Origin of the sequence: Endozoicomonas sp., from assembly GCF_031844845.1 — a bacterium.
Taxonomy (GTDB): domain Bacteria; phylum Pseudomonadota; class Gammaproteobacteria; order Pseudomonadales; family Endozoicomonadaceae; genus Endozoicomonas.
The window spans coordinates 1-18,843 of the sequence record NZ_JAVRMB020000327.1; the positions used below are offsets into that span (position 1 = coordinate 1).

The 18,843-nt window shown below is 48.2% G+C and carries 17 protein-coding genes; 4 read left to right on the plus strand and 13 right to left on the minus strand.

The features are described from left to right. Nucleotides 1–232: 232 nt before the first annotated feature. Nucleotides 233–397 (minus strand): hypothetical protein, encoded by a 165-nt coding sequence (locus tag RM811_RS18150; RefSeq protein ID WP_402527134.1) that lies wholly within the window; start codon nt 395–397, stop codon nt 233–235. A 487-nt stretch (nt 398–884) separates the two neighbouring features. On the opposite strand from RM811_RS18150, the gene RM811_RS18155 reads away from it, so the two are divergent. From RM811_RS18155 to RM811_RS18165, 3 genes are all read left to right on the plus strand, one after another. Next, the gene (locus tag RM811_RS18155; RefSeq protein WP_402527136.1) at nt 885–1,352 is read left to right on the plus strand and encodes a hypothetical protein; all 468 of its coding nucleotides are present in this window, start codon (nt 885–887) and stop codon (nt 1,350–1,352) included. A 91-nt stretch (nt 1,353–1,443) separates the two neighbouring features. Then, entirely contained in the window at nt 1,444–1,845 is a 402-nt protein-coding gene (locus RM811_RS18160) for a hypothetical protein (RefSeq protein ID WP_402527138.1), read from the plus strand. Nucleotides 1,846–1,888: 43 nt separating this feature from the next. Beyond that, entirely contained in the window at nt 1,889–2,476 is a 588-nt protein-coding gene (locus tag RM811_RS18165; protein WP_402527140.1) for a hypothetical protein, read from the plus strand. Between the two features lie 70 nt (nt 2,477–2,546). On the opposite strand, the gene RM811_RS18170 is transcribed toward RM811_RS18165, so the two are convergent. The 10 genes from RM811_RS18170 to RM811_RS18215 form a co-directional block, all read right to left on the minus strand. Continuing rightward, complete coding sequence (locus RM811_RS18170; RefSeq protein WP_402527142.1) at nt 2,547–3,338, minus strand: hypothetical protein; 792 nt, start codon at nt 3,336–3,338, stop codon at nt 2,547–2,549. Between the two features lie 267 nt (nt 3,339–3,605). Next, nucleotides 3,606–4,370 (minus strand): SDR family oxidoreductase, encoded by a 765-nt coding sequence (locus RM811_RS18175; protein ID WP_402527144.1) that lies wholly within the window; start codon nt 4,368–4,370, stop codon nt 3,606–3,608. A 104-nt stretch (nt 4,371–4,474) separates the two neighbouring features. Continuing rightward, nucleotides 4,475–5,701: an NADH:ubiquinone reductase (Na(+)-transporting) subunit F gene (gene nqrF / locus RM811_RS18180; protein WP_402527146.1), complete on the minus strand. Its 1,227-nt coding sequence runs from the start codon at nt 5,699–5,701 to the stop codon at nt 4,475–4,477. A 14-nt stretch (nt 5,702–5,715) separates the two neighbouring features. Continuing rightward, nucleotides 5,716–6,312 (minus strand): NADH:ubiquinone reductase (Na(+)-transporting) subunit E, encoded by a 597-nt coding sequence (gene nqrE / locus RM811_RS18185; protein WP_402527148.1) that lies wholly within the window; start codon nt 6,310–6,312, stop codon nt 5,716–5,718. A 3-nt stretch (nt 6,313–6,315) separates the two neighbouring features. Continuing rightward, the gene (locus RM811_RS18190) at nt 6,316–6,984 is read right to left on the minus strand and encodes an NADH:ubiquinone reductase (Na(+)-transporting) subunit D (protein WP_402527167.1); all 669 of its coding nucleotides are present in this window, start codon (nt 6,982–6,984) and stop codon (nt 6,316–6,318) included. Further along, on the minus strand, nt 6,981–7,778 hold the full coding sequence (locus RM811_RS18195) for a Na(+)-translocating NADH-quinone reductase subunit C (RefSeq protein WP_402527150.1): 798 nt from the start codon (nt 7,776–7,778) through the stop codon (nt 6,981–6,983). Before RM811_RS18195 ends, RM811_RS18190 begins: the two co-directional genes overlap by 4 nt. Then, on the minus strand, nt 7,778–8,977 hold the full coding sequence (locus RM811_RS18200; protein WP_402527152.1) for an NADH:ubiquinone reductase (Na(+)-transporting) subunit B: 1,200 nt from the start codon (nt 8,975–8,977) through the stop codon (nt 7,778–7,780). Before RM811_RS18200 ends, RM811_RS18195 begins: the two co-directional genes overlap by 1 nt. Nucleotides 8,978–8,981: 4 nt before the next feature. Then, on the minus strand, nt 8,982–10,319 hold the full coding sequence (locus RM811_RS18205) for a Na(+)-translocating NADH-quinone reductase subunit A (RefSeq protein ID WP_402527154.1): 1,338 nt from the start codon (nt 10,317–10,319) through the stop codon (nt 8,982–8,984). Nucleotides 10,320–11,042: 723 nt separating this feature from the next. Continuing rightward, a complete protein-coding gene (locus RM811_RS18210; RefSeq protein WP_402527156.1) occupies nt 11,043–14,939 on the minus strand; it encodes a hypothetical protein in 3,897 nt (1,298 codons plus the stop codon). 867 nt (nt 14,940–15,806) lie between these two features. Continuing rightward, entirely contained in the window at nt 15,807–16,589 is a 783-nt protein-coding gene (locus RM811_RS18215) for a TatD family hydrolase (RefSeq protein ID WP_402527159.1), read from the minus strand. A 230-nt stretch (nt 16,590–16,819) separates the two neighbouring features. Between RM811_RS18215 and RM811_RS18220 the strand changes: the two genes are divergently transcribed. Further along, a complete protein-coding gene (locus RM811_RS18220; RefSeq protein ID WP_402527161.1) occupies nt 16,820–17,443 on the plus strand; it encodes a hypothetical protein in 624 nt (207 codons plus the stop codon). Here RM811_RS18220 and RM811_RS18225 read toward each other — a convergent pair. Then, nucleotides 17,395–17,736: a PilZ domain-containing protein gene (locus RM811_RS18225; RefSeq protein ID WP_402527163.1), complete on the minus strand. Its 342-nt coding sequence runs from the start codon at nt 17,734–17,736 to the stop codon at nt 17,395–17,397. The two genes, RM811_RS18220 and RM811_RS18225, sit on opposite strands and share 49 nt — an antisense overlap. Nucleotides 17,737–17,806: 70 nt before the next feature. Then, nucleotides 17,807–18,826, minus strand: coding sequence for a DNA polymerase III subunit delta' (locus RM811_RS18230; RefSeq protein WP_402527165.1), 1,020 nt, complete (start codon nt 18,824–18,826; stop codon nt 17,807–17,809). Nucleotides 18,827–18,843: the final 17 nt, after the last annotated feature.

The following is an 18,843-nucleotide window of genomic DNA, read 5'->3' on the forward strand; positions in this document are numbered from 1 at the left end:
CCAGTTCCTTCAGGTTCACGGACATTGACTCTTTATTCAACAAGTCAGATCCATCTGCCGTTTTGTTCAGTCGCGGGGTATTATAACTACCACACTTTGTTAATGACTGTTTTATCATAGTAACTGGTAACCTTTTCAGTAGTGACTGCTCCCCGCCCTATCGGACCCGAGGGCCTAATAAATAGGAATAAATAGAGGAATAAATAGGACAGCCACAAATTCAAGCCCAATATTAGCATTTGATTTGTGGAGGAATAAATAGGACAGCCACAAATTCAAGCCCAATATTAGCATTTGATTTGTGGATGTCCTTTTCTTCTTTCATTTGTGGATGTCCTTTTCTTCTTTTTGTGGATGTCCTTTTCTTCTTTTTGTGGATGTCCTTTTCTTCTTTCATTTGTGGATGTCCTTTTCTTCTTTTTTCTTCTTTCCTTTTCTTCTCCCCCCCACTAACGATAAATCATCTTTTTGGTCATCCCGCCATCAACCACAATATTGGCCCCATTGATAAAATCATTTTCCTCATGTGTCAAAAACTTTCTATCGGTAGTATTTCCATGGTGTCGGCCAGGTCATCCACGACGGCCAATAGCGCAAAATACAAACGACTTCCGTAGTGCAATATCAGAAGGCCGCTTTGCGTTTCTTTATGTTTTTTTGCGCAGGTTGTCGTCTTTTATACAAGTCTCGCACGAAAAATTCTGTGAGTAGGCAGAAGTAATCGTACTGAAATAAAGCCCTTGCACTAATGCGTACTTATATTTAACAATGCGCATCCAACCATAAAGCACTGTCCAGACTTCCCTGAGAGGTTCACCCTGTGCATTATCAGGGCATCTCCCCCTCACTTTGAAACACTGGCAACAACTGGCTCTACATTAACCATGGCAAAAATCAGCAGTGAAGAACGTGCACGTCGAAAAGAACTTTACGACAGTGTAATCCTGAATATTTTCATGACCGAAAGCTGGGAGGCCATCACCTATGACCGGCTGGCCAGAGAGCTGACCATCAGCAAATCAACATTACAGCGTTACTACCCCAGTCGGATGCATTTTGTCACTGCCCTTCAGGGTAAGGTGATGCCCATTGTTGCCAGAAATCTTGATTTCAATAGCCGCCAGTCATTTATATCATCCTGGGAATCCGCATTAAACAGCGACCCTCATTTCCGAAACGTAGTAAGAATGTTTATTGATAATCTCATGTCCCGCGCACCACACCCCTCTGCCCAGGACGCAATGATGCGGCTGCTCGACCAACTGAAATCCGTGGCTTCTGAAGAGGATGCCCTGGTAATCCTGAAAGTAGTACTGGGAACCTCTGTTCTGTCATTCAATAAATTTTTATAGGTAGAAATCACAATACCGATTTCACGTAAATACCACTATATTGCATATTGATATTCAATATAAAAATAAATGACCGGGAGTTTTCAGAACGATGATTCGTCACCTTACTTTTTTCAGTCTCATTGCTCTGCTCATGACCGCCCTGACTATTCCACCCGCACAAGCCTCCGGATGGACATTACTGGGAGAAAAGCAAGTCAGCCGTCGTTCAGAAACCGATACGATCCATGTCGGTGCCAGAGAGGGTGCGTTTCGGAAAATTCAATTCAGGGTGCGTGGCGCTGATGTTAATTTCAACCGTGTTATTATCCACTACCAAAATGGCCAGACTCGGGGAATATCTATGAAAGGTCTGGTTCGAAAGAACAACAGCTCCCGTCAGATTGACCTGCCTGGAAAAGCCAGAGTCATTAACAGAGTCTCTTTCGAGTATCGGACCAAAGGTCCCGGACGAGCTCAGGCTACCGTCCTGCTGTGGGGCAATGCGGTCTGACCGGCAGATGCCTTAACGATAAATAATCCGAAGAAAATTACCCATGATTAAAACCTGGCTCTACCCACTGATAGTGACATTATCTCTTGGTCTTCTGGCAAATACGGCAATGGCTGACTTAAGAGTGGATAACCGACAGGATAACCGACAGGATAAACGTGAGGATAAACGTCTGGATGATCGGCAGGATAAACGCTGGAATGACCAGCGACGCGCCCGAATTCAACCGGTTATCGTTCCCCGCAGAAGGACGATTAATAACGTTGTTGTTTTCCGCCCCTACGGCAAACCTTACGCCGGCTATGGCCGTTACCATAATGACAATGATGCGGTGAAATGGCTGGCGTTTACCGCCATCACCCTGAAAATCCTTGATAATATCAATGAGGCTGCCCAGCGTGAGCACGAAACCGCCCAGGTTACGGCGACAACGGCTCCGATTGGTGAAAAGGTTATCTGGAATGATGGTAATGCCAGTGGTTATGTCGTTGCCACCAAACAAGGCAAAAGCTCGACAACCGGACTGGTTTGTCGGGAGTTTCAACAGTCTGTAACCATTGGCGGAGAAACAGAGGACGCCTGGGGACAGGCCTGCCTCCAGGCAGATGGCTCCTGGAAGATTGTTCAATAAACAGACAGGATCACCGACGTAATACCCTTGCGCTCTGACAGTCTGCTGACCACCGACCAACGGGCTGCCATTAATTTTCGTCGACATAGTGAACACTCTCGCTCGACGCATTAGGTAGGGATGTGGGGACTCTGGTGGAAGTTGAGGGATCCCCTTCGAAAACTGCAGAATTATTTACAGCCTCTGAACCGGCGCTGTTTACGTTAATAGTGAAATCGCTATCGGACACACTTAAATGCTTTATTTTTCCGGTAAAATCGTTCCCTGAAGCACTGGAACCTCGATTTCCACTTTTAACTTCAACAGCGCCCTCTGAACCATTAGTTAATTTTGTACCCCTATCTGAATCACCTTGAGCTGCTACTTTGGTGTAACCCTCTCGTTTTTTCTGCCTCTCGTCCTTCTTTGCTTGCTTTTTCTCCCTTGCTAATTCCTGCGATTTCTCTTTCTCACTTCTATTTCGAACTTCTTTCTTGCACGTAACACCGCAAATCATAGCCACAACAATTCCCGTCGCGGCAATTCCAGCGATAACCCCCCCCCAAGGTATATCACTTTCAGAGCTTTCGGACGCCTCCCCAGTTGTGCCATTGGCCGTAGACGTCATATTTTGCGCACTCCCCTCGCTAGCTACCTGCTGTATCAAATACAGTATCCCGCTGAAAACTCCCAAGATAACCTTCCGGCAACTGAGTGGTTGGCCGATCGATTCATGAGTATTTTTGGATAATATATTTTTAGAAATGTCGACGCTGACCACGCCTGATGCTGAACCCTCTTGATTTCCCTCGATCTTTTGTTTGGCCGATAAATGAGGAAAACTAAGTACATTTGAAAAAGATGACAGTGATAGTAAGGACATTATCTGATCCTGAATTAAAAATAAATTAATGAAACACAACAGATCTGTTGAAAACATCAAAGATACTGAAAAATCCAAGTCTAGGTTTAGTTTGAAAAATCAGGTCCGGCCAATATTACTTTTACATTATCCCCCTGTAATTTAATTCAATTTTTAAGCAGACTAACAAAATGAAACGGCTGAAATACGCCACACCTATATCAGAAAGTTTAATTAAATTGCATCACCGTGGACAATCCACGGCTCAGGGTTGCTTTTCTGCCAATATCAGTCAGTTTCCCGAACTACCTTAAAGTTGTCCCATGCCTGAGAGGTGGGCATGACTTCCAGGCTGTTAATATTGATGTGGGCTGGCTGGCTGGCAATCCAGAAAATAATGTCAGCAATATCATCCGGCCGAATGGGATTAACTCCTTTATAAAGGTTGTCACTCTTCTCCTGATCGCCCTTAAAACGAACCAGTGAAAATTCCGTTTCACACATACCCGGTTCAAGGCTCGTCACCCGAACACCACTACCAGCAAGATCACAACGAAGATTGCGGGAAAACTGGGCGACAAATGCCTTACTTCCACCGTAAACATGACTACCTGGGTATGACCAGTTAGAGGCTACAGACGCCAGATTAATAATCGATGCTTTGGGTTGCTGACGCAGAATCGGCAACAAACAGTGCGTGACATTGACCAGCCCCGTCACATTGGTATCGATCATGGTATGCCAGTCTTCCAGGCTGGCTTCCCAGGCTGGCCCAGACCCCAGGGCCAATCCTGCATTATTGACCAGCACCTCAATATTTCGGAATGACTCTGGCAACGTGGCAACCATCTCTGACACCGCCTGGGCATCACGCACATCAAGAGGCACGTAATGCACGGGAACCAGCGCACTCAACTCATCAGAGAGTTTCTGTAAACGATCAACACGTCGCCCGGTAATAATCAGGGGGTAACCATGTTCAGCAAAAAGTCTGGCGCTGGCAAGGCCAAATCCTGAGGTAGCGCCGGTAATCAAAACCGTTGAAGTGCTCATTATCTGTGACTCCATTTCATTTTTTATGGGGCTATTTTCTTAACAAAAAAGCCGGTACTCCAGGAGAGCACCGGCTTTTTCTCTTACAGGAATAACATCAGCGTTTAACCACCAAAGTCATCCAGCAGAATGTTTTCTTTCTCAACACCCTGGTCTTCCAGCAACTTGACAACCGCTGCGTTCATCATGGGTGGTCCACACATGTAGAACTCGCAGTCTTCCGGAGCCGGGTGATCCTTCAGGTAGTTATCGAACAGTACCTGGTGGATAAAGCCGGTCAACCCGGTCCAGTTGTCTTCAGCCAATGGATCAGAGAGCGCCAGATGCCAGGTGAAGTTTTCATTCTCTGCAGCCAGCTGGTCGAACTCTTCCACGTAGAACGCTTCACGAAGAGAGCGCGCACCGTACCAGAAAGAAATCTTCCGCTTTGATGACAGGCGTCGGAGCAGATCAAAAATATGTGACCGCATCGGCGCCATACCGGCACCACCACCCACAAAGATCATCTCGTTGTCGGTATTTTTGGCAAAGAATTCACCAAACGGGCCGTACACAGCCATCTTGTCACCGGGCTTCAGGTTAAAGACATACGAAGACATCTTACCCGGCTCAAAATCAGTGCCCGGCGGTGGCGAAGCAATACGGATATTGAACTTCAATATCCCCTTCTCTTCCGGATAGTTAGCCATGGAGTAAGCACGGATGGTGTCTTCATTCACCTTGGAAACGTACTGCCACTGGTTAAACTTGTCCCAGTCACCACGGTACTCTTCTTCAATATGGAAGTTCTTGTACTCAACGGTATGAGCAGGACATTCCAGCTGAACATAACCACCAGCACGGAAGTTAACGTTTTCACCTTCCGGCAACTTGAGAACCAGCTCCTTGATAAAGGTGGCTACGTTCTCATTAGAGAGCACTTCACATTCCCATTTCTTGACGCCGAAGAGCTCTTCTTCAACTTCAATTTCCATGTCCTGCTTAACAGCGACCTGGCAGGAAAGGCGCCAGCCTTCTTTCTCTTCACGCTTGGTAAAGTGCACGCGCTCGGTTGGCAGCATTTCACCACCACCGGACAAAATCTTGCACTTACACTGGGCACAGGTACCACCTCCGCCACAGGCAGAAGGCAGGAAAACACCCGCATTGGACAGCGTATTCAGCAGTTTGCCACCGGCAGAAGTAGTCATGCCTTTTTCCGGGTCTTCGTTGATCCCGATAGTGACATCACCAGTACTGACCAGTCTCGAACGGGCGGCAAGGATAACCAGCACCAGCGCCAGGACGATAGCGGTAAACATGCCAACGCCATAGATAATATTTAAATCCATACGTTCCTATCCCCTTACAGCTGTACGCCAGAGAACGACAGGAAGCCCAGAGACATCAAACCTACCGTAATGAAGGTAATGCCCAGACCTCTCAGTCCCACCGGTACATCACTGTACTTGAGCTTCTCCCGAATACCGGCCAGGGCCGCAATGGCCAGAGCCCAGCCCATACCCGCACCGAAACCGTAGACGACCGATTCACCGAAATTGTAATCACGCTGAACCATAAACAGAGCCGCACCCATAATGGCGCAGTTAACGGTAATCAGTGGCAGAAAAACACCCAGGGCGTTGTAAAGCGCTGGCACATACTTATCCAGAAACATTTCCAGAATCTGCACCAGGGCCGCAATAACACCGATGTAGGTAATCAGGCCCAAAAAGCTCAGGTCGACACCCGGTACCAGCACACCGTCTTTCAGAATATTCTGATAGATAAGGTTATTGATGGGTACGGTGATGGTCAGTACCGCCACCACAGCAACCCCCAGACCCAGTGCCGTTTTTACCTGCTTGGAAACCGCCAGGAAGGTACACATACCCAGGAAGAAAGCCAGTGCCATGTTTTCCACGAACACTGCTTTCACAAAAAGCGAAATAAAATGTTCCATGACTTAGTGCGCCTCACTGAATTGGGTATTGGGTGCAATCTTGAATTCCACCGCTTCAACCTGTTCTGTCTTCCAGCTGCGGATCGCCCAGATCAGCAGGCCGATCAGGAAGAAGGCGCTGGGTGCCAGCAGCATCAGACCATTTGGCAGGTACCAGCCACCGTTATTCACGGTTTTCAGGATTTCAACACCAAACAGATTGCCCGCACCGAACAGCTCACGGAAGAAAGCAATGACCAGCAGTACACAGCCATAGCCCAGACCATTACCGAAACCGTCCAGAGCTGACAGCATCGGGCCATTCTTCATGGCAAACGCTTCTGCCCGTCCCATAACGATACAGTTGGTGATGATCAGGCCAACAAATACCGATAATTGCTTGGAGATATCAAAGGCGTAGGCCTTGAGAATCTGATCCACCACAATAACCAGCGACGCAATCACCGTCATCTGACAGATAATACGAATACTGTTGGGTATCTGGTTACGAATCAGGGAAACGGCCAGGTTGGAAAAGGTGGTGACACCGATTACCGCCAGGGCCATTACCAGACTCACCTGCATGCTGGTGGTCACCGCCAGTGCCGAGCAGATACCGAGGATCTGCAGGGTAATGGGGTTATTTTTTACGACCGGTTCCAACAGGATATCTTTGGTCTTCACAGACATTATGCATCCCCCGCTTTCAGGTTATTAAGGAACGGTTTAAAACCGGTATCGGACAGCCAGAATTTAATCAGGTTGCTGACACCATTAGACGTCAGGGTAGCGCCAGCCAGACCGTCGATCTGGCTCATTGCTGCAGGATTCGCTGCATCAACGCTCCCCTTAATGACTTTAAGTGCCACGTTTCCTCCAGCACCATAGATTTCCTTACCAGGCCAGCGGGATGTCCACCTCGGATTATTGACTTCACCGCCCAGTCCGGGAGTTTCCCCCTGTTCGAAGAAACCAAATCCCTTAACGGTATTCAGGTTATTTTCCAGCGCCAGAAAACCATACATGGTAGACCACAGACCATAGCCGTGTACTGGCAGGATCAGGGTCTGCATGTTGCCGTCTTTTTCCACCAGGTAGACTTTCGCCACATCCGCCTGACGCCGGATGCCGGCAATATCTGCGCCACCCGTTAACGATCTGGACTCAGCGGGATTTTTCGCCGCCATACGCTGGTCATACTGATCCACCGTTAGACCATCCGGCGTTTGCTCAATAAACTTGCCGGTTTTCAGATCCACCAGCCGAGGCTGGATCTGCAGGTAAAGTTCGTCAACCTCGGCGACACTCAGCGCTTTGGCATCCTGAGTCAAACCGGAAATGGCCAGAATATTGCGCTGAACATCCAGCTTCACATTCTGTTCCTGCAGCGGCTTCAGGAGCACTGCGGCCGCTGATACCAGTACCGAACAGATCAGTGACAGTACCACCGTCACCAGCAGCGTCTTTTTAATCGAATCGTTTCCCATCAGGCCCGAGCCTCCCGACGCTTGATATTAGCCTCAACCACAAAATGGTCAATCAGCGGCGCAAACAGGTTGGCAAACAGAATAGCCAGCATCATGCCTTCCGGATACGCAGGGTTTACCACGCGAATCAGAATCACCATCACGCCGATCAATGCGCCGAAAAACCAGCGACCGGTATTGGTCATGGACGCAGATACCGGATCGGTGGTCATAAAGATCAGACCGAAAGCGAAACCACCCAGCACCATGTGCCAGTACCAGGGCACCGCAAACAACGGATTGGTGTCAGAGGTAATCAGGTTGAACAGCGTAGCCGTGGCAATCATACCAATCATGGTACCGGCAACAATTCTCCAGGAAGCAATACCGGTGAACAGCAGAACCGCTCCACCAATAAAGATGGCCAGAGTGGAAGTCTCACCAACGGAACCCTGCATCACTCCGAGGAAAGCCTGCATCCAGCTAATGGAGTGTTGCAGTGCTTCCACACCACCCTGCTGGGCAACGCTGAGCATGGTGGCTCCGGAGAAACCATCCACGGCGGTCCAGACCAGGTCACCAGAGATTTGCGCCGGGTAAGCAAAGAACAGGAACGCACGGCCAGTCAGCGCGGGGTTCAGGAAGTTCTTGCCAGTACCACCGAACACTTCCTTACCGATCACTACACCGAAAGAAATACCCAGGGCAACCTGCCACAGGGGAATACTCGGAGGAACGATCAGGGCAAACAAAACGGAAGTAACAAAGAAACCTTCGTTCACCTCATGCTTGCGAACAATGGCAAACAGTACTTCCCAGAAACCACCGGCGGCAAACGTCACCGCGTAGATGGGCAGGAAGTAGATAGCGCCGTAGATCATATTATCCCAGAGACTGGCAGGATCATGTCCGGCCAGCATGGCGATCAGCATGCCGTGCCAGTCCGCCGGTGCAGACAGACCACCGGCGATGGCGGTATTGGCCTGGTAACCGACATTCCACATACCAAACAACATGGCCGGGAAGGTGCACAGCCAGACAATACCCATCATTCGCTTCAGGTCAACTGCATCACGCACATGACTGGTATTGTGAGTTTTATCCAGCGGTGTAAAGAGCAGCGTGTCAGCCGCTTCAAACAACGCATAGAATTTTTCGTATTTACCGCCCTTGACGAAATGGGGCTCCATCGAGTCAAGGAGTTTTCTTAATGGCTTCACGGATTTACCCCTCCAGCTCTATACGGGTCAGATTGTCACGCAGCAGAGGGCCGTACTCGTATTTACCAGCACAGACAAACGCACACAGGGCCAGATCTTCTTCTTCCAACTCCAACACACCCAGTTTCTGAGCGGTCTCGGTATCGCCAACAATAATGGCACGAAGCAATTGTGTTGCCAGAATATCCAGAGGCATCACCTGTTCGTAGTTACCCACAGGAACCATGGCACGCTCACCACCATTGGTGGTTGTGGTGAAGTTAAACAGACGGCTCTTGCTTAAACCGGAAGTCATCACTCGCAAAATGGAGAAACGATCAACCATCGGGTTAACCCAACCCAGGAACAGACGCTCATCGCTATCTTCCAGAACCGATACCTGATTGTGGTAACGTCCCAGGTAGGCAAATGGGCCATTGGCAGTACGACCACCAAATACCGAGCCTGAAATTATACGGCTAACACCCGCCTTCAGTTCACCCGCAGCGATTTCATCGGTGCTGGCACCCAGGCGAGTGCGAACCAGACGTGGCTTCTCAACCTGTGGTCCTGCCAGGGAAATCACACGATCAGTGTAAAGCTTACCGGTAGTGAACAGTTTACCCACGGCAATCACGTCCTGATAACCGATCTGCCAGACAGTCTTTTTAGCAGAAACCGGATCCAGAAAATGAATATGAGTACTTGGCAGACCCGCTGGATGGGGACCGGAAAACTCTTTACTGTTAGCAATGCCCGCAGGAATATTGGCCCCGGAAGCCTTACACAGGAAAATCTTGCCGCCACTGAGTTTGCCCAGAATATTAATACCCTGCTCAAACGCTTCAGCCTGCTCTTTGATCACCACTTCCGGATTCGCAGCCAGAGGATGCGTATCAATGGCAGTCACAAAGATAGAAGCCGGACGGGAACCCAGTGCCGGAACTTTACTGAATGGACGGGTGCGCAGGGCAATCCAGAGACCTGCCTCATTCAGCAGTCCTTCAACCTGTTCCGCCGTAAGGCCTGCCAGTTCTTCCGCTTTATAGGCGGTGAAAGACGTTTCATCTTCCTTGTCATCAACATCAATAACAACTGATTGCAGAACCCGTTTGTCACCACGGTTAATTGCTGCAACTGTGCCACCAGCCAATGCTGTGTACCGGATACCCGGTGTTTTCTTGTCGGTAAAGAGCAACTGCCCTTTCTTGACTCGATCTCCCGCAGCAACCGCCATGGTGGGCTTCATGCCCACATAGTCAAAGCCTGTCACGGCAACAGAACGCGTCGTCCTGCCTTCCGTGATGCTTTGTTCAGGCGATCCTGAGATCGGGAGATCCAGCCCCTGTTTGATTTTGATCATACCTTTCGCCTAATCAATCAAGTGGAGGTCAGGAATACCCCGTCTCTCCGGTGATCGGGATCTGTCTGACGGATAGAGTAGTGATAAATAGAGGTCAGAGCCAAATACAAAACTCCCGACAACCAGAACCTGGTCGGGAGTACAGTATATTTTACCAGCAGAGAATTCAGAAAAGGGTGGGACAATATCGAACCACACACAGCAAACTCAAGAACCAGAAGGCACTGAGGCAAGCAGCAGGATGCGGCACCGCCCACCTTTTCCAACGCTACTGCTGCGCGGTCTTTACCCCGGATAGCACTTAGACAATCCGTTCAGACAACAAAAAAAAACCGGCTTTAAAAAAGCAGGATTCTGATGGGCAAACAGATAGACACGCTTCGTAATTGAGAACTGTTGGTCTCTTATAATTAGTCAAAGCATGATCGGAAATTCCGTACCTGAGCCTTAATCCGCAACATCACCGATGAAAATGGTGGCGCAATTATAGAGAGACTGGAGGTGATATGCCATAGCGGCGGGCAGGATATTTTGCCAATACCTGCACCGTATTTGTTCCGGGAACAGTTCAGAACTATTCATGCAGTGCGTATATAACTCCCTGCATGGCAATATCAGATAATACCCGCTTATAAAATTACGGGGACAAAGAGTCAAAATCCCAGCAGGACACATACCCGGAGCTTGAAACCAAAGTTTCAGAGCCCCCCCCCCCCCCGGGTTTTACGGGTTCTCGCAACGGGCATTACCCTCAGCCAATACAGTATAAGGCTGTTGATCCAGTACTCTAATAGTCTGAAGTAATTCACTATATTTTGTGTTATCAGCCGGGTTTTCAATACGCATGGTATATTTGTATACACCCGGCGAAACACGGGAATCGACAGAAAATGTGATACAGCTATGGGGTGAACCCGAATACACGGACTGGTTTGACGTATACCGCCGCTTAACACCGTCATCTGTCCAGGTTATTCCGGGAGGCAAGTTAATAAATTTGTATTGCCAAGCCTCATCAGTTTGGGATCCGTAGCCAATATCATTAAGTGTCGCCTGATAGAATCGTGTTAATGAACCACCTCTGAAAACAGGGCAAGCCTGCCAGTCATTACAGCCAGAACTATCGACCAAAGGCACATTTCGTGCCGGAGTCGGGGTGGATAAATCAACAAGAAAGCTGATGGTCTGAGCACTCGAATCAAACTCAAGATTGTCAATCCTGAGACCTAGCGGTTTAAAGTTTAAATTACCGGTAATAGCGACATCAGCCTCATAACCAGAATCAACTGCCCTTGTTTTAGGTGTTCCATCCAGTAATTGACCATTTTTATAGACAAGCAATCCACTGGTTATCTTGTCAAAGGCTTTATTATTCAAGCCATAGTCAAGGGCGGTCGGCTGCCTGAATTCCAACCAAATATCAAAACCCGAATATCTCTGGTAATCAATTTTGACCGCTTTTTTGACATCTGCATCACTGTTCAAGTGATTGAGCGTAATACGATGGATGCCTGAGCCTGGCTTCAGTGAAACAACATTCTTATCGGTCAACCAGCCCATCTTGTATTTATCGTGCGCATTAACGCTATTGCCATAAAATCTTGCAGAACTGAGTGCATCAAACATGTTGTAGTACTTGTTTTCACATCGCCCAAGTAATACATCCTTGCAGTAGAGCACCGTACTGTGACCAGCCATTTGTTTTGTATGGAGAAACTCATGAAATACGACGCTGTCAAACTTCTTGAGGTTTGCACCATCAGGATTGGTGTAGCAAAGATCCGGTCGCCAGTAGATTGGTGTTTTGTAAAAGCAATGATCCTGCAGATCGTCGGGTTTCAGGTAACTTGCTATCACTGATTTATCAGTGTAAGTCGTACTGCCTATGATAACATTACGTTCGTAAGGTGATGCTATTCCATTGAATAAAACTCTGTTCTGGGTATCATCCCAGACACTGATAATATAATCGAAGTTGTCCAGATTTAATGACCCTTGTTTTTTTGCCTGTGTGATGAGTGTTAAATTGGTATAGTCTATTTTATTAAGAGCCCGACCCCAGTCTCCACTATCAATATCATACCAGCCAAACTTAGCAACGGTTCCAAACCCTTCCTTATGATAGCTATTGCTTCTAATCAGGGCGTCCACCTGATTAACAATCCGGTCTTGCAGTGTATTGATATCAAACCTGGCTGCTTTCGCCTGATCTTTTAGATATATGACGGCGACGTTGTGAGGTATTTCAACACGCCTCTTCAAAACGCCTTTGGTGGACGATGTCCTGACCGTATTTCCCCCTTCTGACCTACCGCCGGGGGAAGAAGGCTTAACCGTGCTTTCCTCTTCTGACATAACGATGGCGGAAGGGCTAACCCGGTATTTCCCTTCTGACGCACCGAACTCGTCTTTAATCAGGCTGTTGATCTCTTCTACTTGATCCATTAATAAAATAATTTGACGCGCCTCTCCCCCCCCGCCTGCAATCACAGCAGGCATACGGGTAAAAAATGCGCGTGTTGACAATGTGAGTTTACTGTCCAGCAAACCCCTGTTCTGCCTGAGCAGCTTATCTCGTCCCGACGCAAGGCTATAACTCAGAAATACCAGGTGTTCTATCTGTTCCTGATTACCGTCTGATAAAGACTGTCCATTTATCGTCGTACAGTTACCGGTGAGAAACATTTTTCGAGTATTCAGATCAATGTTCAGCGAGTCCAAAATGTTGTTCTTAAGGTACTCCAATTCCGAGCCCTGAATTGAATAGCCTGCCCCTTTGGACAACGCCGTCCTTAATATTCTGACAAGATCCGTCAAATCATCATGCAAAGACTGGTACGCAACCTGTGCAGCCAATTGAACACCCTTCTCGTTAACCAGCCGTTTCAAGGGTCCGGTAAGCGGCACGTACCCCCGTAAAGGACAGGGGGAAGAAGGCATAACCGTGTACTCCGCTTCTGACGCAACACTGGCGGAAGAAGGCCTGACCCTGCTTTCCCCTTCTGACGCACGGATACTATCCTCAATCAGTCCATTTATCTTTTTGATTTTAGCCATTAATGGGATAACTTGCCGTGCCTCTCCCGACGTTTCTGGAATCCTGACAGGCAGGCGGGTAAAAAATGCGTCTGATGATGAGATGCGATCACTGTCCAGCAAACTCCCATGCTGGCAAAGCAGAACGTCACGCTCGTGTGCAACATTATAAATCATAAATGCCAGGTGTTCTCTCTGTTCACGGTCAGTAGCCAATAACGGCTGTCCGTCCATCGTCGTACAGGGTTTGAAATATTCTCCACCAGCGAGAAATTTTTGTCGCGTTTTCAGAGCAGCGTTCAGCGTGTCCAAAGGAACCCGGAGGTACTCCAATTCTGAACTCTGAATTGAATCCTCAGCCCCTTTGGACAACGACACCTTTAACATCTTGACTAAATCCGTCAGATCATCGCTTAAAGATTGGTATGCAACCTGTGTGACCCATTGAACTCCCTTCTCGTCAACCAGCTGTTTCAAGTGGCGGGGAAGTTGCACAACGCCCATTTGCTGACAGTCGGGACTTCTGTTTTTTCGGGTATTTTTAGCCAGACTTACCGTCTGGCTGGCGCCTGCAATTTTTTCAAGCTGGTCAACAATTTCCTGCATCTCGTCATATTTGGAGAACTTAGCTGACTTTGAACTCTTGACCATTTGATCTGATGGAAATAATGAGGACTTTCCAGAACATTGGGTATAGTAATGGTTAAAATCATTTGTCCGGGCAATCAGATCACGCTTCTGTGCACCTTCAGTAGCCAGGAATTCTTTGCCCTTATGGATGCAGGGCCGAAAATCAGGACCATCAATAAGCATTGCCTCCCGATTAATCAATGCTGATTTCAGGCCCTGCAGCTTTTTCTGCAAACCGCTTGCGTCAAGACAGCTACCATTGAAGCTACTATTAATCGGACGCAGCCCCAGTGTCCCATAAGTCTCACGATAGGCTCGGCTGATATCATGGGAGCTTGACGTACGGAGAGTAATGAATTCTTGCCCAACCCTGGCATGCATCAAGTGCCGACAGAGCAAATCATTCGATGACTTATCAACTGTCCCTCCCCGCTTTTCCCCGGAATGCGGATCTTCCACCTCAACAGATCCTTTCAACAGGGTAGAATTTGCGGCCAATGCCATCCCTCCCCGCCCGGGACCTGATGAGCGGGAGGAGTGAGGTGTTGCCGCCCCACTCCCGACCTGACCAAGAAGCAATAAAGCATACGCCCCCCAGACCAGGGAGCCCCAACTGCATTTCGAACTCACAGAATCACAAGATGAAAATAGCTCGTCCTCACACGCTTCCTCTCCCCCTGCATCAGCCCAATAATCATTATTCAGGTACGTCAGCCACATCCGCCCGTCTGCACTGAGATCTTCTTCGGTGCTGGAGCGCAGCTGATCTATCATTTCCCCAATGGTGTTCTCAGGATACGCCCTGCAGAGATTTTTGGTCGCATTGAGCAATGGTTTTTCAACGGACGTATCGCCATTCCACAGACGGGAAAAGCTTCTTAGCAGAGAGGGCTCATAACCAATATTAAGCTCCCCGAAGACTAGATCGAAATCTGAAGCCTTCGGACCTTCCACAGGTCGTCGCCCAGGACTTTCCCTTCCCTGTATATAACACAACAACTCTCTTGTTTTGTTATTCAGCAATGGCTCAAGCGCAAGTTTTAGACAATTAAGATTCCGCATAGGATGCTGACATGTTATTCGGAATGCTGACAGCTCAGCGTGGGACTGCGAGCTGACAGGCACTTCATTCGTCTTCATTCGCGCAGGTATTGATTTCTTCTGCGTACAAAATCGCCCGAAAACCGTCCTGACATGACATCCATCACTGCCAGAATTTGACGCAGAAAATGTCCGGTGATTAAGGCCTGAATCGTAGTTTGATGACTGTAAAACAGAAAACCCATCCATCGAACCTACCTCTGGCATTGACTCTTTTCCGGTTTTTAGACACAAGCTTTTATACAATACTGCCTTTCCAAAAACCCAGGATACAAGACATCAAAACATGGCGACTTACTAGCAACCAGTTGAATCAATACTTCGGACAGTTTTAACCCAGGCATTCCGGGGGCTGTGGCTATACAGGGTACTTTTTGGCAACTCGGGGAAACACCAGACTTGCCAATAAATGCCAGCCCTACTGCTCAGGCCTTGAGCCACGTGCATTGAGTTCTCGAAAAACTGTCCACAGTATTGTTGAATAGGAGGACGCATAATTTGACATCTGTTGACGTCTAAAAGGAGCCTGTTGCTCTCCACGAGGTAGGACAACGCATTGAGGAAAAGGTTTCATCCTGTCATTAAAAATTTCACTTCATCAGTAAGCACCAACCCCAAGCGCTTACCCTGAAAAGCAGTGTACTATTTAACAAACTATGCCGACCAGGTTCCTGAGCTTCCTGACAAGCCGTTTTTGTAATTGTTAAATGTCGTTTAAAATCAAAACGCTTTTGAAAATAGCCGAAAGAAGTTTTCTGATGTTTTCAGTCCAAGCTCTTCAGGTGTCACCCCCTTCAGACCCGCAATAAAGCGGGCAACATCTGCCACAAAACGCGGCTCATTCGATTCCCCCCGATGAGGAACAGGCGCCAGATAAGGAGAGTCCGTCTCAATCAACAGCCGGTCCATTGGGAGATATCGCACTACTTCCCTCAATGCAGCAGCATTTCGAAAAGTAACGATGCCGGAAATGGAAATATAGTAATTCAGATCCAGGACGACCTTCGCCATTTCCAGAGATTCAGTAAAGCAGTGCAAAACACCCGCAGACTCTTTTGAACCATACTCCCGGATAAAGTCGATGGTATCTTCCCGTGCATCACGGGTATGCACGACAACCGGCAACTGAAGTTCGGCAGCCAACTGCAAATGGTTGATAAACGACTGCCGCTGAACCGCCTGCACTCCTTCAGTAGTGGCGTAATAATAATCAAGCCCGGTCTCTCCGATGGCAATGACCTTCTTATGTTCAGCCAGATAACGCACCGCATCAATATCCGGCACAATCTCCTTGCAGTCCAGCGGGTGCACACCAACGGAGGCATAGACATCCTCGTATCGCTCTGCCAGCTCAACCACTTTTCGACCATTTTCCAGATCTATACCAATGCAGAGCATGCGATCCACACCAGCCTGTCTGGCCGCCTCTACCGCCTGATCAAGATCACCTCCGTAACCACTCAGGTCAAGGCGATCAAGATGACAATGGGAATCGATAAACATACCGAACTCCAAAAAAAAGAAAATATTCTTTCACCAGCACTATTCTATGGGGTAACAGCCTGAAAATACCCAAAAGATAATTACTGAAAGCTGTAAAAAGTATTTTCACATATAAGAAAGAAGAATTATGTGGTGCTTTTTAACAAGAGCACAGCCAAGCGTACGCTTATTGCTACCGCTCGCTGAATGATGAGTTCACGCTTTAATTAACTCTCAATCAGGCTTCGTTCATGTATATTTCTAAGCAATCTCCCCTTTCCACCATCATCACTATTGATAATAATGAAGAGAGAATCCGGGCTGAACAAGGCGCCACATTCATTGGCAGATGTGTAAAACAGCTCAAAACCAAACCAGGACTGTTTCTCACAATAGCTACGGCGTGTATCACAGAAACTCTCGCACAAACCGCGCTGGAGTACCTGCTACCTATTGATGAACAAGATAGCTATTATATAAACTTCCTTAAAAATCTGACCTATAATTCTGCGGTCGTTTTAAGCTCAGGCATCGCGGTAGCACTCACGACACTGCTTATGGAAAAGCTGCCTCGCCCCAGAACAGTGAAAAGCCTGACGTTCTCCCCCGGTCTGGCGCAAACCGAATCAACAACCAAAGGCTTCGATAAAAAACCACCGGTCACTCTGACAACCTATAGACAACTACCATCAATCATTAATCAAGGATTCGTACCTGAAAGTGACAGTAATATTGCTATCATCGGGTCTCAGCCGGAAAACCGGACAGTCAGGGTACCAGCTAACAGCCTGCCACAACCATCGCTCCTCGTAACAGCAGATCACAATCACATCGTATTGGTCGGTCGATCAGAAGCCAGAACTCCCGCGATATAGGTTTCAATTTTAGTCCTGACACTGTCCGTTGGATCATTAAACTGAATACCAATCCCTGCCTGCCGCCTACCCTGGTCCCCCATTGGCGTAACCCAAACCACCTTACCCGGTACAGGAATCTTTTCCGGCTCATCCATCAGCGTCAGACGGATAAACACATCATCACCCAGGTTATAATGCTTATGGGTTGGAACAAACAGACCGCCACCGCTGATAAAAGGCATATAGGCTTCATAGAGCGATGCCGTGTCCCGAATGGTCAGAGACATCAATCCCTGCATCCCTTTTCCCATGACAATCCTCTCCTTCTATTCTGTAAAAAAATGATCGCTTACAATGATCTGGTTACCACCATCTTTTAAGCTATATCAGTAACTCAAGATAATCACTGAACACCCCTTCCATCAGCATCTGGCTATTCAGATTGGCGCCCTCGAGCAACTGTTGTCGCTGAAGCATGATTTTGTCCCGCAACTTCAACAGATCAGAAGCCTCAACTTTCTTAGCAAGATAGTCCAGCATTCTAATGAGGTCACGATTTCTGATACTGCTTTCATCGGCGGTCAGTTTAAGTTTTACAGCATCATCCAGCCAGCTCCCCATCCAGGCTAACAGCTCAGTCAGGTTACTGGTGTGCCAATCCTTGGCCATTTCTACGGGAGTCAGATTACCCCGAAACAGTTCCGGCATGGCATTAATCAAGCGTCCCCGAATGGCCAGAGTACCGTTATCAAACATCGACCGCGCAGTCATCGGCGAACCTGAAGCAAGGTCCAGCAGCTGCTCCACGATCAACGGGTCGGCAATATGATCAGATAACCAGGCCATTGACCCGGCTCTCTCTGGCACAGAGAACGTGACCATCTGGCAGCGACTTCGAATCGTTGCCAGCATATCTCCGGAACGGGCACTGGCGAGAATGAACAGCGTATTTTCACCAGGCTCTTCCAGACTTTTCAATAACGCATTGGCCGCATTGATATTCATCGCCTCAGCCGGATTGATAACGATAACCCGGCGACCACCCTGCTGAGCCGTTTTACGGGCAAACTCATTCACCCGACGAATCTGATCAATCTTGATCGGCTTGCCAGCCGACTCAGGCTGAACCTCCAGCAAATCAGGATGAGTTCCTGCCTTTACCAGCTCGCAGCTTTTACAATGACCACAGGCATAGGAGACACCCGCCTGATTACAAAGCACACGAGCAGCAAGCGCTTTGGCAAAAAAGCCTTTGCCGATACCCGGCGCACCTTTAAGCAACAAGGCATGAGCAAGCAGACCGGACTGAAATCGCTGAATCAGCGGGTGCCACTGGGTATCCTGCCAGGGCAAAGGCTTTTCTGGAAAGCAGTTAACAATATCAGGCGCTTCAGAACTCAATTGATTCAACCTTTATC